Source organism: Streptomyces sp. NPDC059850 (assembly GCF_042731515.1).
In the GTDB taxonomy this organism is placed as follows: Bacteria; Actinomycetota; Actinomycetes; order Streptomycetales; family Streptomycetaceae; genus Streptomyces.
Genome location: NZ_JBHWJI010000022.1, coordinates 83743 through 100424 on the forward strand (window position 1 = coordinate 83743; position 16682 = coordinate 100424).

Genomic DNA, 16682 nt, shown 5'->3' on the forward strand with positions numbered 1-16682 from the left:
CTCCGAGGGAATCGGGGGTCTGCTTGGGTGGGCAGGCCCGTGAGGCGCAGTCAGCGAGCACGCCGGATGGGAATTTTCCGACGTGCCCCTGACAAGCGCTGACCGGAAGTATTCGCGGACGCGGCGGCAAAGGGCAAGAGGACAATTCGGAAACCCACCGGGCACACGCCACATGGCCCCGGCACCTTTCGGCCGCCGGGGCAGTGCGCCCGTCCCTCGGACACCTCGTGAGACGGGCGCGGCGGCGGCCGGGTTCCACTTGGCGGCCGACCGGATGGTCCCGGCCGCTCCGGTACCGGCTATTCCGGGGCGGCCGGGAGGGAAAGCCCCAGATGGTCGCGGAGGGTGCGGCCCGTGTACGCGGTGCGGAAGACGCCCCGTTCCTGGAGCAGCGGAACCACCCGGTCCACGAAGTCGTCGAGCCCGCCGGGGGTCAGATGCGGCACCAGGATGAAGCCGTCGGCGGCCTCCTCCCGTACGAATCGCGCCATCTCCCCGGCGACCGCGTCCGGAGTGCCGATGAACGACTGCCGACCGGTCGTCTCGATGACGGTCTGCCGGATGGAGAGTCCCTTCTCCTCCGACAGCGCCCGCCACTTGGCGGCGATCTCCAGCGGATCGGCGTGCCGCACCCGGCCCTGGACGAGCTGGGATCCGGGGTCCGGGTCGATGTCCGGAAGCGGCCCGTCCGGGTCGTAGCCGGACAGGTCCACGCCCCAGACCTGTTCCAGGGCGAGGATCGCGTTCTGCGGCGAGACCTGCTGCCGCCGGATCTCGGCGGCCCTCTCCTGGGCGTCGGCCACGGTGTCGCCGAGGACGAAGGTCACCCCGGGCATGATCTTCAGATCGCCGGGCGCCCGGCCGTACGCCGCCAGCCGCCGCTTGACGTCGGCGTAGAAGGCGCGGCCCGCCTCCAGGGTGCCGTGCCGGGTGAAGATGATGTCGGCGGCGGAGGCCGCGAACTCCCGGCCCTCGTCGGAGTCCCCGGCCTGGATCACCACCGGATGGCCCTGCGGGGAGCGCGGTACGCCGAACCGCCCCTCGATGTCGAACTGCTCGCCCCGGTGGGCGAACGGCCGCGGCGCACCGCCGTCCGGCCAGGAGTCCCACAGCTCGCGCGCGGCGGCGACGAACTCGGCGGCCCGGGTATAGCGGTCGGCCCGGTCGAGATAGCCGCCGCGCCGGAAGTTCTCGCCGGTGAACGCGTCGGAGGAGGTGACGACGTTCCAGGCGGCGCGGCCCCCGCTGAGGTGGTCGAGCGAGGCGAGGCGGCGGGCGAGTTCGTACGGCTCGTTGAAGGTCGCGTTGACGGTGGCGGCCAGGCCCAGCCGGTCGGTGACGGCCGCGAGCGCGTTCAGCACGGTGATCGACTCGGGCCTGCCGACCACGTCGAGGTCGTGGACGCGGCCGTTGTGCTCCCGCAGCCGCAGCCCCTCGGCGAGGAAGAAGAAGTCGAACAGACCGCGCTCGGCGGTGCGCGCCAGCTGCTCGAAGGAGGAGAACTCGATCTGGCTGCCGGACTGCGGATCCGCCCACACCGTCGTGTTGTTGACGCCGGGGAAGTGCGCGGCGAGGTGGAGCTGCCGGGGCTGGTGGTCGGTCATCGTGCGTCCTCCCTCGCGCGGGCGTAGCGGTTGGCCGGGCGCGGCCGCCCCAGGTGCTCGCGGAGCGTCGTACCGGGATAGAAGGTGCGGAAGAGCCCGCGGTGCTGGAGCAGCGCGACCGTACCGTTGACGAACCGCTCCAGGTCGCGGGGCGGATCCACGGGGGCGATGTGGAAGCCGTCCACCGCCCCGGCGGAGTGCCATCCGGCGATCAGGTCCGCGAGGTCGACCGGCCCTCCCCGGTACAGCGGCGGCGCGCCGTCCCGGGCGGTCAACGATCCCTGGGCCGGGTCGGGTTCGGCCGCGCCTTCGCCCCCGCCCAGGTCCACCGCGACCGACGCGAGCACGGTGAGCGCGCCCGGGTCCCGGCCGTACTCCGCCGCGCGGCGCCGCAGTTCGTCCCGGATCCGCCCCGCCCCACCGGCGTCGGTCGCCCGTACGGAGACCACATCGGCGTGGCGGGCCGCGGTGTCCCAGGTCGCCGGGTCGGTGGCGGCGACGGCGACCACCGGGTGGCCCTGGGGCGGCCGGGGCACGATGGCCGGGCCGCGTACCCGGAAGGCGCCGCCCTCGAAGTCGACGTAGTGCAGCTTGTCGCGGTCGACGAAGCGGCCGGTGGCGGTGTCGCGTATCTCCGCGTCGTCCTCCCAGCTGTCCCACAGCCGGGCGGACACATCGGCCACCTCGCCCGCCTCCGCCCAGAGTTCGGGGGCGAGTGCGGCCGGGCGGCGGCCCACCAGACGCGCCTCCGCCACCGTGGCCGACACCGCGACGGTCCACCCCGCCCGGCCGCGGCTCACCCAGTCCAGGGTGGCCACGGCGGACGAGACGTGGAACGGCTCGGTGTGGGTGGTGGTGACGGTCGGCACCAGGCCGATGCGCTCGGTGGCGGGCGCGACGCGCGCGAGGACGGCGAGCGCGTCGAGCCTGCCCTGCCCGTCCCCCGGCGGGCCGAACGTATCGTCCAGGGTGACGAAGTCGAGCACGCCGCGCTCGGCGAGCCGCGCCAGCTCGATGTAGTACGGCGCCGCGTACTGGTCCGTGCCGTCGATGGCGGCGGCCAGACGCAGCGGGCCGGTGGGAGGGGCCATGGTCAGGGGCCTTTCGTGGGTTGGGGGCGGTCAGCGGCGGTCAGCGGCGGTCAGCTGGTGGGCAGGCCGCGCGGGTTGATCTCGGACTTCTTCACCGCCTCCCGGGAGAGTCCCCACCGCTTCAGCACCCGGGCGTACGAACCGTCCTCGATGATGTGGTCGATGGCGGCGGCGTACGCGTCGACCAGCCCGCTGCCCTTCTTGGTGGTGTCCGCGATCTTGCCCTGGATCTGGTCGCCGCCGCCGGAGATATGGCCGACGATCTGGGTCTGCCCGGCCGAGGCGACGTGGTAGGCGGCGCTGGGCTGGGGGCCGAGGTAGGCGTCGATGCGCTTGGACTGGAGGGCGAGGTAGTAGTCGGTGTCCTTCTGGAAGTACTTGATGTCGACGGGCTTGCGGCCCGCCTTCTGGTTCTGCTTGCTCCAGTCGACCAGGATCTTCTCCTGGTTGGTGCCGGAGGAGACCGCGATCGTCTTGCCCGCGACGTCCGCCGGGCCCTTCACCCGCCAGCTGGTGCCCTTGGTGGCCTCGAAGGCGAGGTCGTCCAGCCGGTAGGTCGCGAAGTCGTACTTCTCCTTGCGCTCCTCGGTGACCGTGACATTGGAGAAGACGGCGTCGAACTTGGAGCTGTCCAGGCCGACGAAGAGGTTCTCCCAGGAGACCGCCTCGAAGTGGATCTTCAGTCCGAGGGTGTCGGCGACCAGGGTGGCGAGGTCGATCTCGACGCCGATCCGGGTCTTGTCGTCGGTCGCGTAGAAGCCGAGCGGCGGCGAGGCGTCGGCGCTGCCGCCGAGGCGCAGCGTGCCACGGCGGCGGATCTTCCCGGGCACCTTGGCCGCGATCGCGTCGACCTTCTCGCCTCTGACGCGGTGCTGGTCGGGGCCGATGTTGAGGCCGCCGCCCTTGCCCTTCGCCCCCACCGTCTGCTGGGCGTCGCCGTCGCCGCAGGCCGCGAGGAGGCCCGAGGAGGCGGTGGCGGCGAGGACGGCGAGAAGGGTGCGGCGGGTGGTCACGGGGGTGCTCCTTATGCGCATGGGATGGTTCACAGGACCGTTCACAGGACCTTGGAGAGGAACGCCTTGGTGCGTTCGTGCCGCGGGTTGTCGAGCACCTCGGACGGCGGGCCCTGCTCGACGATCCGGCCGTCGTCCATGAAGACGACGGTGTCGGCGACCTCGCGGGCGAAGCCGATCTCATGGGTGACGACGATCATCGTGGTGCCCTGGTCGGCCAGGTCCTTGATGACGTCGAGGACCTCCCCGACCAGCTCGGGGTCGAGGGCCGAGGTCGGCTCGTCGAACAGCAGCAGCTCCGGCTCCAGCGCGAGGGCGCGGGCGATGGCCACCCGCTGCTGCTGCCCGCCGGAGAGCTGCCGGGGGTACGCGGACGCCTTGTCCCCGAGGCCGACCCGGGCGAGCAGGGTCTCGGCGGTCTCCACGGCCTGCTTCTTGGAGCGGCCGAGGGCGGACACCGGGGCCTCGGTGATGTTCTCCAGGACGGTCAGGTGCGGGAACAGGTTGAAGTTCTGGAAGACGAAGCCGATCCGGGTGCGCTGCTTGAGGATGTCGCGCTCGCGCAGCTCGTACAGCTTGTCGTTCTTCCGGCGGTAGCCGACCAGCGCACCGGCGACGCTGATCCAGCCGCTGTCCACCTTCTCCAGGTGGTTGATGGTGCGCAGCAGCGTGGACTTGCCGGAGCCGGACGGGCCGAGGACGACGGCCACCTCTCCGGTACGCACCTCCAAGTCGATGCCGCGCAGCACCTCCAGCGGCCCGAAGCTCTTGTGGACGGAGCGGATGTCGACCATGGCGGTCATCGGGTGGCTCCCCTGGAGAAGTGGCGCTCGACGTAGTACTGGGCGATCGAGAGCAGGGTGGTCAGGATGATGTACCAGACGGTCGCGACCATCAGGAGCGGCACGACGCGGCCGTTGCGCCCGTAGACGACCTGCACCTGGTAGAAGAGTTCGCCGATCGCCATGACGGAGACGATCGAGGTGCCCTTGAAAAGGGAGATGACCTCGTTGGCGGCGTTCGGCAGGATCGAGCGCATCGCCTGCGGCAGTACGACGCGGCGCAGTTGCCGCAGCCTGGGTATGCCGAGGGCGGCGGCCGCCTCCAGCTGCCCGGCGTCGACAGCGATGACGCCGCCGCGCACGATCTCGGCCGCGTACGCCGCCTGGTGCAGGGCGAGTCCGAGGACGGCCGCGCTCATCGCGCCGACCAGTCCGGCGGTGTCGAAGGAGAAGAAGCCGGGCCCGAACGGGATGCCGAAGTCGAGCTTCTTGTAGAGATACGTGAGGTTGAACCAGAAAAGCAGCTGGACGATGAGCGGGATGGAGCGGAACGCCCAGATGTAGGTGAAGGCGACCGACTTCATGAACGGGCTCCTGGAGAGCCGCATAAAGGCGAGGACGATACCGAGGGCGAAGCCGAGCGCGGTGCCGTAGAACGTCAGCTGGAGGGTGATCCAGACGGCCTTGAGGATGGTCTCGGTGGTGAAGAACGCGGCGAAGACGTCCCATTCCCAGCCGGGGTTGGTGATCAGCCCGTGGGCGAACTGGGCGACCAGTACGGCCGTCACGGCGACGGCGACCCAGCGCCAGGGGTGGCGTACGGGCACGACCTTGAGCGCGGAGTAGTCCTCGGGGTCGGCGCGTTCGGGCGCTTTGCTGAGGGGTGGATCGGAGGTCAGAGACACGGGTGTCCTTAGGGGCAGCGGGTCTTTCAGGGATTTCGGGGAGGTTTTTCGAAAGGCTCAGACGGTGAGCGAGGCGCGACAGGACAGCTCGCGCAGGCTCAGCAGCAGGGCGCGCGCGGTCGCGTCGTTCTGCCGGAACGCGGGGGCGTTGGTACGGGGCCGGGCGAAGGCACCGGACGAGCGGCCGTCGGTGTGCGGGCCGAGCGCGAAGCGGCGCGGATGCGGGCGCCCGGCGCGGTCCAGGACGCGGGCGTCGTCCGGGCTGACGGCGAGCAGCCCCGCACCGGTGGCGGCCGCGCCGTCCCGGTGGAGCGCGCGCAGCAGCGGGTCGCGGGAGCGGTCGACGGTCGGCTCCGGCAGCCGGGCCTCGACCAGGGCGCGGGTCTCGACGCCGCTCCCGGGGGCGCTCGCGCTGTGGGCCCGGAACACCCCTCGGCGCGGGTCGGTCTCCACGGTCAGCCCGGCGCCGAGGAAGCGGACGACCCCGGCGCGGGACAGCGCGAGGAGCTGTTCGAGGCGCGGTCCGGGCGGGCCGGAGGCGAGATAGCTGAAGAAGCCGTGCCACCAGCCGCCGTCGCCGAGGTCCCCGAGCCGGGTGAGCTGGCCGTAGACGGAGAGCAGGGCGAGGAAGACGGCCAGGTCGGTGCTGTGCTCGGGGTCGTGGCGGCGGGCGAGATCGGCCTCGATGTAGCCGCGCAAGCCCTCCTGGAGGGCGTCATGGCCGGGGAAGCGCAGCCCGTCGAGCGGACGGTCGAGGACGTCGAGGTCGAGCCGGTCGGCCGGGTCGGGGACGGCGGCGGCCACCACGGCCCGCAGTTCGGCGCTGCCGGGCGGGCTGGCGGCGTACCGCTCCTCGAAGTCGCTCCAGTCGGCGGCCGTGCGCTCCGGGTGGACGGTGAACAGCCGGTGGTAGTGAGCGAACCCGAGTTCCTTGTCGATCAGTGGCCAGATGTCGCGCCGGAAGTCGGGCGGAGCGGAGCGCCGCAGCAGCGCGTCGACCTGGGCGGGGCCGAAGAAGCGGGGCACGGGCGGCCGTTCGCCGGTCAGCTGGTAGCCGATCTTGGCGTGGTACGGGACGCCCCGGCGCGAGCCGACGTACAGCACGGGTTCGCGCCCGGAGGGCCGGTAGACCGGCTCTCCGTCGGGCCCCCGGTCGAACCGTCCGCCGCGCCCCTCGGTGAGCAGCGCCATCAGGTCGACGAAGGCGAGGCCGAAGCCGCGGACGATGACCGGATCGCCCGGCCGCAGTCGGCTCAGGTCGCTGTCGGCGGTGAACTCGGGCGGCAGATGGACGAGATGGTGTTCGGCGGCGAACGCGGCCAGCGCCCGCTGCTCGGGGTCGGGCTCGGCGTCGAGGTGGCCGAGGGCGAGGACCACGGCGTCCCCGACGAGCGGGGTGGCGCGCCCTTCCAGCCACACCTGCTGGCGGCCGTCGCGCGGTCCGGTGACCCGTACGGCGCGGCACCGGTGTTCCTCCACGGTGATCCCGGGCGGCAAGGCGGCCACCGAGCGCTCGTACACCCAGCGCAGATAGGCGCTCTGCAGCCGCCGGGTGGCGAAGCTCCGGCCGGTCAGCGCGGTGGCCTCGGCGACGGTCTCGGGCGGCAGGGCGGCCAGTTCGGCGGCGGGCAGGGTTCCGCTGCGGACGCGGTCGGCCCATTCGGCGAGGGAGGGGCCGGGGCGGACCGGACCGTCCCGTTCCACCGACTCGTCGGTGAACATGGTGACGTCCTCGGCCATGGAGTTCATCCACAGCAGCGGGGACTGGTCGGGGCGCCAGACGCGGCCGCCGCCGGACGGATGCGGGTCGACCAGGTGGAGGGTGACGGGGGCGCCGTCGCCGTACAGTTCCGGCGCGTTGGCCGCGATCCGCTCCACGAGCCCGGTGGCGCGCGGGCCCGCGCCGACGATGACGACGGCGTGCGGCGATGGGGAAGGGAGGTCCGGGGTGGCGGACATGCGTAGGCTCCGTGAGTTCGTAAGTGAACACACGCATTGCCTTCACACACACGGAAGCCGAGCCCCTCAGCACGGCGTGACGCTGAGGCTACGGCTTCTCCACGGACCACTGTCAAGGCCGTCCGGAATGTGAGCGGCGCGTCTCACGGCGGTTGACGCGGAAGCGGAAGGCTGCTCCACTTACCCCATGTACTCATGGCAGCGACTGGTCACGCGCGACCACATCGACTTCGGTCGGGTGTGGTCGTCGTCCTGTTCGGGCTAACTCAGCCCGCCTCCGCTGCCCCTCGGGCTCTTGAGGCTTCGCCTGCCCACCGGCCGTGCCGGTGTGGCCGTTACATCCGCGTCGTCACGCGCCTTCCCACACGCTTCAGCGCTCCACCCCTCCCCTCGCACGGCCTGATTCAGCACCGCCTGTTTCAGCACCGCCTGTTTCGGGGCGTCGACTAGCAGCCGCAATCGCAGCCGCAGTCACACCCGTCACAGCAGTTGCCGCAGCATTCACCACAGTTGCAGCAGCAGTCACACGACTCACAACAGTCAGAGCAGTCATCGCACTTCTGGCACCAGCCCTCGCGCGGCTCCCCCGACCACGGGTCGTGGTACGGGTCCCGGCAGCACACCTGGCAGGTGCAGAAGAGCCCGGCCCACACCGCGCACCCGGCCATCAGCCCGCGCCGCCTGCCCCGGTCCGGCGGCTCGGGCGGCGTGCCGCCGGGACCGCCCGGCCCCGGCGGGGTGACCCACGGCGACTGCGGCGGCGGCGCGCCCTGGGACGACTCGGGGGTGTCCGTGGCCTGCCCGGTGTGGGTACAGCTCGTGGTGCCGAACGCCCGGTCCACCGCGCGCGGCAGCTCATGCGCCAGCAGCACATGCGCGAGCCTGCCCGACCCCTTACCGGCGAATTCGACGTCCTTGAGGGCCAGCCGCACCCCGTGCGCCGCGTCGTCGCACAGCCGCCGCACCTCGGTGAGGTCCGCCCCGGTGGCCGCGATCGGGTTCCAGGCGCCCGTGTCGGCGTCCTCGACCAGGTCCTCGACCGCGTCCAGCAGATGCGCGAGCCTGCCGAAGAGCCGTCCCGCCTCCTCCAGCGGGGCCAGGTTGCCGGGTCTTCCGGCGAGTACGGCGGTGTGTCCGAAGGCCGCGGCGGTCGCGGTCTCGGTCGGCTCGGTGATCGTCAGCAGCGAGGTACCGGTCCCGGCCAGCTCCTCTATCTCCTGCTGCCGCCCGACCGCGTCCAGCAGTACGGCCGTGTCGAAGCCGACCTCGGCACCGCTGCGGGCCCCCGCCCGGTCCCATCGCCCGGCCACCCGGCGGGCCGCTGCGGCGACCGGCCGGCGGGCCAACGCCCCGTCGCCGTCCGCCACATGGTCCCGTACCTTCGCGGAGGCCAGCACCAGCGAGACGGTCGCCGCGAGCCGCGCCCCTTCGCCCCGGGCGACCGACGCGGTGCGCATCCCGCGCAGCGGACACGGCCCGGCGGTGCGCCGCCAGCCCTCGGAGCGACCGGCCTGAGCCTCCACCAGAACGGATATGACGAGTCCGTCATAGTTCGTGGCCACGCGGGCAAACTGACCGTGGTCACCGCGCAGCGCGAGGCACAACCCGCACAGATGCGCCATCCATTCCGTCCGCAGGTTTTGCGACAGCCGGTGCCGACAAGGCCGGATAATGCCAAACAAAACTGTCCCCGTTCACCCGTACGTCCCCGGTGTCACCCGTCCGGCCTGCGGAGTCTACCCAGCGCACCGTCAGCCCCCTTCATCAGGTGCGACCCTGATATGGCGCCAAACGTTGTGCACCGGTAACGTCACAAATCCGCTGTGCGGCCGCAATCCACGTGGCACACCATCGGCATCATGGACGACGATAGAGGGGCGGACAGTACACACCGTTAAGAGGAGAGGAGGCGTCCATGGGATCGGTGCGCAAGGCGAGCGCTTGGCTTGGCCTCGTCGACGACAGCGATGACGAGCGCTACTACGACGACGACTACGCCGAGGGACCCGAGCCCGGCGACGCCTGGGTGACCGACCCGCGGGTGCGGGTGGCCGACCAGGCCGCACAGGACCAGGGCACGCGGATCGCGACGGTCACCCCGGACGGCTTCCGGGACGCCCGCGGAATCGGTGAGATGTTCCGGGAGGGCATCCCGGTCATCGTCAACCTGACGACCATGGAGTCCGCCGACGCCAAGCGCGTGGTGGATTTCGCCGCCGGACTGACGTTCGGGCTCCGCGGCTCCATCGAGCGCGTCGCCAACCGCGTCTTCCTCCTCACCCCCGCCGACTACCAGATCGTCAGCGGGGAGCCCACCCGCGGCATCGGCGGGTTCTTCAACCAGAGCTGAGCCCGGCAAGGCCGTCTCACCGGAAGGCATCCAGTCCGGTGAGCGCCTTGCCGAGGACCAGTTGGTGCATTTCGACGGTGCCCTCGTAGGTGAGCACCGATTCCAGATTCGTCGCGTGCCGCATCACCGGGTATTCCAGGGAGATCCCGTTGGCCCCCAGGATCGTCCGGGCCGTACGGCAGATCTCGATCGCCTCGCGCACGTTGTTCAGCTTGCCGAAGCTGACCTGCTCCGGCCGCAGCCGCCCCGCGTCCATCCGCCGCCCCAGATGGTGGGCGAGCAGCACGCCCTTGTGCAGTTCCACCGCCATGTCGGCGAGCTTGGCCTGGGTGAGCTGGAACCCCCCGATCGGCTTGCCGAACTGCTCCCGGCTCCGGGCGTACTCCAGCGCCGACGCGAAGGAGGCGCGCGCCGCGCCCAGCGCGCCCCAGATGATGCCGTAGCGGGCGTGGCTCAGACAGCTCAGCGGTCCGCGCAACCCGGTGACCTCGGGCAGTACGGCGTCGGCGGGCAGCCGCACCTCGTCCAGGACCAGTTCGCTGGTGACCGAGGCGCGCAGCGACCACTTGTGCTTGATCTCGGGGGCGGAGAAGCCGGGCGTATCGGTGGGGACGACGAAGCCGCGGATGCCCTCGTCGGTGCGGGCCCACACCACCGCGACCCCGGCCACCGAGCCATTGGTGATCCACATCTTACGGCCGGTCAGCACCCAGTCCGCGCCGTCCCGCTTGGCGTACGTCCGCATGCCCGCGGGGTCGGAGCCGTGGTCCGGTTCGGTCAGCCCGAAGCAGCCGATGACCTCGCCGGAGGCCATGCGCGGCAGCCACTCCTGCTTCTGCTCCTCGGAGCCGAAGCGGTGGATGGCGTACATGGCGAGTGAGCCCTGCACCGAGACGAGGGAGCGGATTCCGGAGTCGGCGGCCTCCAGCTCCAGACAGGCCAGCCCGTACTGGACGGCGCTGGCGCCCGTGCAGCCGTAGCCCTTGAGGGACATGCCGAGCGCGCCGAGGGAGCCGAGTTCGCGGGTCAGCTCCCGGATGCCGGGCAGTTCGCCGCGTTCGTACCAGTCGGCGACATGGGGCAGAACGCGGTCGGCGGCCCACTGCCGCACGGTGGTCCGGACCGCCAGGTCCTCCGGCTCCAGCAGGTCGTCGATGCCCAGCGGGTCGTCGGGGTCGAACGGCGGCAGGGTGCCAGCGGACATGGGTAGCGACCTCCGGTTCGGTGTGGCTTCCGGCCGCTGACGCTACGGCCGGGTAACGCCTGTCGTCCAGACCGTGTGGATCAGCCGAACACCGGGGTCAGCTCCGGGACTCGGCGCCGACGGCGGCGGCCGGGTCGCGCTGCGGCGGGATGTCGGGCGCGTCCGCGGTGCCCGCGGTCCCGGAGGAGGCCGCGATCTCCGGGGCGTCCGTGGTGCAGGGAGCGTCCGCGGCCCCGGCGGGACACGCGCCGTCCGGGCCGACCTCGTCGGCGGGCGCGCATTCCATGGTCTTCGGCAGCCGCAGCGCGGCCAGCGCGCCCATCAGCAGCAGACCGGCGCTGACCGCGAGCGTCACATGCAGACCGTGGACGAAGGACGCGCGGGCGGCGGCCAGCAGCGCGTCCCCGGCCTTCCCGCCGAGCTGGGCGGAGACCTCGTACGCCGCGCCCAGCGACTGGCTGGCGTCCGAGCTGGCGTGTCCGGGCACCCCGGGCACCGAGGAGACGCCCGGCTTGTAGGCGGCGTTCATGACACTGCCCAGGAGGGCTATGCCGATCCCGGCGCCGAGCTGGTAGGAGGTCTCGCCGATGGCGGCGGCACCGCCCGCCGACTTGGCGGAGGCCTCGTTGAGCATGGACTCGTACGCGCTGAACAGCGTGGTCTCCAGGCCGAAGCCGAGGACGACGAATCCGCCCACCAGCACCACGGGCTGGTCGGTCTGGCCCATGGTGATGAGCGACAGGACGCCCACGGCGGTGAGCACGAAGCCGAGCGCCACCATCGCGCGGGGCCCGAGCCGCTGGAGCATCCGGGAGCCGACGAGCCCGGCGGCCATGGCGGCGAAGGTGAGCGGCAGCAGCCTCAGCCCGGTCTGCAGCGGGCTGAGCCCCAGGACGAGCTGGAGGTACTGCGCGGCTATCAGCTCCAGGCCGACGAGCGCGAGCAGGGCGACCACGATGCAGCCGACGGAGATCGAGAAGGCGGGCCGGGTGAACAGCTTGAGGTCGACCAGCGGATGCGTACGGCGCCGCTGGCGGCGGACGAAGAGCACCAGCACCAGCAGCCCCAGCAGGACCGGGGTGACGGTGACGGCGTCGAGCAGCCCCGAGCCGCTGCCCATCCGCTTCACCCCGAAGACGAGGCCGAACAGCCCGCCGGCGGCCATGATCGCGCCCAGCACGTCCCAGGGGCCATTCCGCTCACCGGTGGACTCCGGCAGCAGCCAGCGGCCGACGGGCAGCGCCACGGCCATCAGCGGGAGGTTGATCAGGAAGACCGAGCCCCACCAGAAGTTCTCGACCAGGAAGCCGCCGAGCAGCGGGCCGACCGCCGCGCCGACCGCCGCGACCGCGCTCCAGATGCCGATGGCCATGGCCCGCTCCCGGCGGTCCGGGAAGACCTGGCGCAGGATCGACAGCGTCGCGGGCATGATCATCGCGCCGCCGACGCCCAGCAGGGCGCGGGCCACGATGAGGATCTGCGGGGTGGCGGCGAAGGCGGCGAGCGCCGAGGCCGCGCCGAAGAACGCGTAGCCGAGCAGCAGGACCCGGCGGCGGCCGACCCGGTCGCCGAGGGTGCCGAAGAGGATCAGCAGCGAGGCGCAGACCAATGGGTACGCGTCCACGATCCACAGCAGTTCGATCGCGCCGGGCCGCAGGTCCTCGGTCACGGCCGGAACCGCGACGTGCAGCACGGTCGCGTCCACGGCGACGAGCAGCAGGCTGACGCAGAGCACGAGGAGGACGACCCAGCGGTTCGCGCCGCCGCCCGCCTCGGTACCGCGCCATTGCCGGGGAACGGCCGCCGTCCGCCGAGTGCGGGCCGTGGTCGTCCCGGACATGTACGCACCTCCCTGCCTGGTCTTGCGCTCGCGTCGCGCCGGGACGGGACGAACGTCACTTCATAGGGACGTCCGGCGGCCCGGCGACGAAGGCACGAGTGGAGAGGTCAGGGTACGCGAGTCGCCGCGCGGGGCGTGTGCCGCAGGTCATGTTGTGGGCATCGCCGCAGGTGAAGGCGGTGTAGTAGGTTCCGCCGCTCCCCTTTTGTCCCCTGTCTTCCCGCCGTCCACCGACCGTACGCCAACCGTGCGCCGGTCGCCCCCGGCCGCCTTCCCCCGTCCTCCCGCCGTCCCTCCGTTGTTCGTCCGACGGTTATCCACAGGCCCGGCGGGCCCCGGAAACATCCTCGATAATCGTCGCCGTGACTGATCTCGCCCAAGCCGACACCGCGTCGCCCGGCGCCTGGCGGCCCGGCGGCGTGGCCCTTGCCGCGCTGCGCCGGGCCGCCCCGGCGCTGCTGCTGTATGCCGGGACGCGCGCGCTCGGCCTCGTGGTTCTCGCGGTCTGGGGAGCGGCCGCGGGCAGGAGTCCACACCAGCTCCTCTCCGCCCGCTGGGACTCGCTCTGGTACTCCCGCATCGCCGAGGAGGGATACGGCTACACGATCCATCTGGCCGATGGCGCGGTTCACTCCAACCTGGCCTTCTTCCCGCTGCTCCCCCTGCTGGAGCGCGGCATAGCGGCCGTGACGCCGCTGAGCGTGCCGGACGCGGGGCTGCTCGTGAGTTCGGTCACCTCGCTGCTGGCCGCGTGGGGGATCTTCGCGGTCGGCGACCTGGTCTACGGGCGCCGGGTGGGCATCACGCTGGCGGTGCTGTGGGGCGCGCTGCCGGTCGGGATCGTGCAGTCCATGGCGTATTCGGAGTCGCTCTTCACGGCACTGGCCGCCTGGTCGGTGTATGCGGTGCTGACCCGGCGCTGGGTGTGGGCGGGCGTCCTGGCGGCGCTCGCGGGGCTCACCCGGCCGGTGGGGGCGGCGGCGGTCGCCGCGGTGTGGATCACGGCGGCGGTGGAGCTGCTGCCCGGCGGGCGGTGGCGCCAGGCGCTCCGTACGCATCGGCGCGTCCTGGTGGGGCTCGCGATCGCGCCGCTGGGCTGGCTGGGCTATGTGGTCTGGGTGGCGGTGCGAACCGGCAGCCCGAGCGGCTACTTCGACGTCCAGAACGGCTGGGGGAACGGTTTCGACGGCGGGTTGGCCTTCGCGGTCTTCATCGGCGGGCTGCTGGTGCAGCCGCCGTTCGTGGCCGGTATAGCGCTGCTCCTCGCCGTGTCCTCGCTGATCTGGCTGTATGTGTGCTGCGTACGGCAGCGCCAGCCGCTGCCGCTGCTGGTGTACGGCGGCTCGGTGCTGGTCCTCGCGCTGGCCGCCAAGGGGTACTTCGGCTCGAAGCCGCGGCTGCTCATACCCGCCTTCCCGGTGCTGATCCCGCTCGCGATCGCCCTGGCCCGGCTGCGTCCGGCGCGCACCGCGCTGGTCCTCGGCTCGGTGGCGCTGGCCTCCGCGGTGTACGGAGCCTGGTGGCTGCACGGCTCGGGACCGCCCTGATCCGGCCACCCGGTCCGGCAGTCCGGCGGGGCGCCGACCCGGGCGCCGGGAGCCCGCCTGACGTCCGGGCGACACCCCGGGAAACGGTGAGGAACGCCACGGCCAATCGCCGATAAACACCCCTGTAAGAATTCCATAAAGAGATCGCGGATCGCTGATAGGAAGGCCAGCGCACAAATGTGCCGGGGCCTCCTGCATTCCTTGGAAAGGGACGGCCAAAAGCCGACCGACGAGACGCACCCCACATCACATCGTCATCACAAAGCGACCTGATCGACTGAACCCCCCTGTCACGCAATGTAACGTCGATTAGGTGCGTACCGAAGACAAGCTCCTCATGGAGGAGCGACCTACCGATCTCGCGCGGCGCGATCTCGCGCGACCGCGGATGACCCGAACACGCTTCTGGCTGCTCGGAACCACCCTCGCGGTCTATGCCGCGACCGTGATCGGCGTGCTCACCACCTCGTGGCTGGTGAAGCTCGACTGGCAGATCATGCTCTTCCGGCCCTACAAGCAGTGGCCGGAGTTCCACATGCTCCTGGACTACTTCGTGGTGATGGGCCAGCGCGGCCCCACCGCGGTGGCGGTGGCCGCCTGGCTGGGGTGGTGCTGCTACCAGCAGCGGACCCTGCGGCCAGGGCTGGTGCTGGGCACCTCACTGCTGCTGCTGAACATCACCGTGGGCGCCGTGAAGATCGGCTTCGGGCGGCTCGGCCCGCACTACGCGACGAGCGTCGGCTCCAATGAGATGTGGGACGTCGGCGATATATTTCCCTCGGGTCACACCGCGAACGCCGTGGTCACCTGGGGTGTGCTGGCCTACCTCGCGACCACTCCGCTGGCCCGCAGGATCGCCTCGCTGATCGCCGCGGGCTTCGCCTTCGGCGTCGGCATGACGACCGTCTACCTGGGCACCCACTGGCTGAGCGACGTGGTGCTGGGCTGGGCCGCCGGAGTGCTGGTCCTGCTGGCCCTGCCGTGGCTGGAACCTGCGATGGCCCGGGCCGAGATGCTGCTGCTGGGCCTGTACCGGCGGGTGCGCTACGGCCGGGCGCCGGTGCCGGTGCCCTCCGCGCGGCCCGTCCCCGGGCCCTCCCTGGCCACCCCGCGGACCGCCCGCGACGACGAGTCCCCGGTCCTCGAACCGGTGAGCGTGGTCGGCCGCCCGGGCGGCACCGGGCGGGTGCCCGAGGCACGGCCGCACCACACCGGGCGGCAGCACACCGTCCGCTCCGAGCGCACCCCGGTCACCCCGGTCGGCAGCCGCCGTCCGCCGCACGCCGACCGCGTGCCGCGCACCACGACCCCGTTCGGCCCCTCGGCCGGGCGTGGCCGCACCCCGGCCACCGGCGGCTAGCCCCGGGCACCCCACGGGCCGGTACGCACACCCCCGCGGCCCGCGGCGCATACGACGGCCGACGGCCCCGGAAGCTCCTGAGAGAGCTTCCGGGGCCGTTTCCGTGCGCGCGGGGGCCTCCCCGGGCGCGAAGGCCGCCTCCGGGCCGTCAGCCGCGCCAGCAGCGCCGCACGGCGTCGTCGGCGACCTCGAAGTTGATGCGGCCGCGCAGGTACTCCATCGTGATGATCGCGCCCGGCGGAAGCGCCCGCACGGTGGTCCAGCCGCGCTCGCGCGCCACGTCCTCGGCGGCCTTGGCATCAAGCCCCACATAGCTGTCGAGGTCGTCTTCGGGTTCGGCCGGAAGGTTCGGTACAGGTCCCATGACAGCCACGGTAGGCGCAGTCGAAGTCATTCGTCACACTTGTGTCACAGAAAACACGCCCGGGTTTGTCATCGACTTTGTCACTCTTACGAGCCGCGTGTTGACGCTCGAAAGATGACGGAGAGTTTTCGTCGATATCCCTTGTCAAAGGCGAGGTTCTGGTAGGGGCGCGAGGCGGCCCATGACATGCCACGAGAGGAATTCAACCGCCGCGGGAATATGCCAGCGCCGAGTGGGCACCCGCGATCCGGAGCGCACAATTCCGACACAAATCGGGGAATTCGAACCCCGAGGTTTACCCCGCCGGGACCGCGGTACCCGGCGCCATCGAGGCGAACATGACAGACACATCCGATGGAACCCGCAAGGAGACGGCGACCGGTGGCCCGAGCCCACTGGCGCTCATGCGATCCGCCCGGGAACAGCTCGCCGAACTGACGGGCCTGTACCCCGAGTCGATGCCCCGGCTGGAGCAGACCGACGACGGCTGGGTCCTGGACGTCGAGGTGGTGGAGCTGGCCCGGGTGCCGGAGACGATGAGCCTGATGGCCCTGTACGAGGTGACTCTCGACCCGGACGGCCAGCTCACCGGCTACCGCCGCATCCGCCGTTACGAACGCGGGCGAAGTGACCGCGGCTGACTGACACAGGGGGAACGGCCGG

Annotated in this window: 14 protein-coding genes; 4 read left to right on the forward strand and 10 right to left on the reverse strand. The window is 71.7% G+C overall.

The features are described 5' to 3' along the window. Nucleotides 1-299 precede the first annotated feature (299 nt). From ACFV9T_RS20200 to ACFV9T_RS20230, 7 genes are all read right to left on the reverse strand, one after another. Nucleotides 300-1604, reverse strand: coding sequence for an NtaA/DmoA family FMN-dependent monooxygenase (locus ACFV9T_RS20200; protein WP_385442142.1), 1305 nt, complete (start codon nt 1602-1604; stop codon nt 300-302). After that, entirely contained in the window at nt 1601-2695 is a 1095-nt protein-coding gene (locus tag ACFV9T_RS20205; RefSeq protein ID WP_385442145.1) for an LLM class flavin-dependent oxidoreductase, read from the reverse strand. Before ACFV9T_RS20205 ends, ACFV9T_RS20200 begins: the two co-directional genes overlap by 4 nt. A gap of 50 nt (nt 2696-2745) precedes the next feature. Further along, complete coding sequence (locus ACFV9T_RS20210; protein WP_385442146.1) at nt 2746-3708, reverse strand: ABC transporter substrate-binding protein; 963 nt, start codon at nt 3706-3708, stop codon at nt 2746-2748. 41 nt (nt 3709-3749) lie between these two features. Beyond that, nucleotides 3750-4502 (reverse strand): amino acid ABC transporter ATP-binding protein, encoded by a 753-nt coding sequence (locus ACFV9T_RS20215; RefSeq protein ID WP_385442260.1) that lies wholly within the window; start codon nt 4500-4502, stop codon nt 3750-3752. A 5-nt stretch (nt 4503-4507) separates the two neighbouring features. Next, nucleotides 4508-5395 carry an amino acid ABC transporter permease gene (locus tag ACFV9T_RS20220; protein ID WP_385442147.1) on the reverse strand — a complete coding sequence of 296 codons (888 nt, stop codon included), beginning with the start codon at nt 5393-5395 and terminating at the stop codon, nt 4508-4510. Nucleotides 5396-5452: 57 nt separating this feature from the next. Then, nucleotides 5453-7354: an FAD/NAD(P)-binding protein gene (locus ACFV9T_RS20225; protein ID WP_385442148.1), complete on the reverse strand. Its 1902-nt coding sequence runs from the start codon at nt 7352-7354 to the stop codon at nt 5453-5455. 446 nt (nt 7355-7800) lie between these two features. Next, nucleotides 7801-9036: a DUF5685 family protein gene (locus ACFV9T_RS20230; protein ID WP_385442151.1), complete on the reverse strand. Its 1236-nt coding sequence runs from the start codon at nt 9034-9036 to the stop codon at nt 7801-7803. A 233-nt stretch (nt 9037-9269) separates the two neighbouring features. On the opposite strand from ACFV9T_RS20230, the gene ACFV9T_RS20235 reads away from it, so the two are divergent. Beyond that, complete coding sequence (locus ACFV9T_RS20235; protein ID WP_385442153.1) at nt 9270-9704, forward strand: cell division protein SepF; 435 nt, start codon at nt 9270-9272, stop codon at nt 9702-9704. A gap of 16 nt (nt 9705-9720) precedes the next feature. Here the strand turns inward: ACFV9T_RS20235 and ACFV9T_RS20240 are convergent, their stop codons facing one another. After that, the gene (locus ACFV9T_RS20240) at nt 9721-10908 is read right to left on the reverse strand and encodes an acyl-CoA dehydrogenase family protein (protein WP_385442155.1); all 1188 of its coding nucleotides are present in this window, start codon (nt 10906-10908) and stop codon (nt 9721-9723) included. A 97-nt stretch (nt 10909-11005) separates the two neighbouring features. Next, nucleotides 11006-12748, reverse strand: a complete 1743-nt coding sequence (locus ACFV9T_RS20245) for an MFS transporter (RefSeq protein WP_385442158.1) — start codon at nt 12746-12748, stop codon at nt 11006-11008. A gap of 362 nt (nt 12749-13110) precedes the next feature. Here ACFV9T_RS20245 and ACFV9T_RS20250 point away from each other — a divergent pair, with 362 nt between their 5' ends. Further along, nucleotides 13111-14295: a hypothetical protein gene (locus tag ACFV9T_RS20250; protein WP_385442160.1), complete on the forward strand. Its 1185-nt coding sequence runs from the start codon at nt 13111-13113 to the stop codon at nt 14293-14295. Between the two features lie 313 nt (nt 14296-14608). Then, nucleotides 14609-15655 (forward strand): phosphatase PAP2 family protein, encoded by a 1047-nt coding sequence (locus ACFV9T_RS20255; RefSeq protein WP_385442162.1) that lies wholly within the window; start codon nt 14609-14611, stop codon nt 15653-15655. 148 nt (nt 15656-15803) lie between these two features. Here the strand turns inward: ACFV9T_RS20255 and ACFV9T_RS20260 are convergent, their stop codons facing one another. Next, nucleotides 15804-16019: an I78 family peptidase inhibitor gene (locus ACFV9T_RS20260; protein ID WP_385442165.1), complete on the reverse strand. Its 216-nt coding sequence runs from the start codon at nt 16017-16019 to the stop codon at nt 15804-15806. A 338-nt stretch (nt 16020-16357) separates the two neighbouring features. Here ACFV9T_RS20260 and ACFV9T_RS20265 point away from each other — a divergent pair, with 338 nt between their 5' ends. Beyond that, nucleotides 16358-16660, forward strand: a complete 303-nt coding sequence (locus ACFV9T_RS20265; RefSeq protein WP_385442167.1) for a gas vesicle protein — start codon at nt 16358-16360, stop codon at nt 16658-16660. The last annotated feature ends 22 nt before the right edge of the window (nt 16661-16682 follow it).

Excerpts from the sequence above, each read along its gene's own strand:
- ACFV9T_RS20200 (WP_385442142.1), bottom strand. The coding sequence starts at position 1,604 with ATGACCGACCACCAGCCCCGGCAGCTCCACCTCGCCGCGCACTTCCCC.
- ACFV9T_RS20205 (WP_385442145.1), bottom strand. The coding sequence starts at position 2,695 with ATGGCCCCTCCCACCGGCCCGCTGCGTCTGGCCGCCGCCATCGACGGC.
- ACFV9T_RS20215 (WP_385442260.1), bottom strand. The coding sequence starts at position 4,502 with ATGGTCGACATCCGCTCCGTCCACAAGAGCTTCGGGCCGCTGGAGGTG.
- ACFV9T_RS20225 (WP_385442148.1), bottom strand. The coding sequence starts at position 7,354 with ATGTCCGCCACCCCGGACCTCCCTTCCCCATCGCCGCACGCCGTCGTC.
- ACFV9T_RS20235 (WP_385442153.1), top strand. The coding sequence starts at position 9,270 with ATGGGATCGGTGCGCAAGGCGAGCGCTTGGCTTGGCCTCGTCGACGAC.
- ACFV9T_RS20240 (WP_385442155.1), bottom strand. The coding sequence starts at position 10,908 with ATGTCCGCTGGCACCCTGCCGCCGTTCGACCCCGACGACCCGCTGGGC.
- ACFV9T_RS20245 (WP_385442158.1), bottom strand. The coding sequence starts at position 12,748 with ATGTCCGGGACGACCACGGCCCGCACTCGGCGGACGGCGGCCGTTCCC.
- ACFV9T_RS20260 (WP_385442165.1), bottom strand. The coding sequence starts at position 16,019 with ATGGGACCTGTACCGAACCTTCCGGCCGAACCCGAAGACGACCTCGAC.
- ACFV9T_RS20265 (WP_385442167.1), top strand. The coding sequence starts at position 16,358 with ATGACAGACACATCCGATGGAACCCGCAAGGAGACGGCGACCGGTGGC.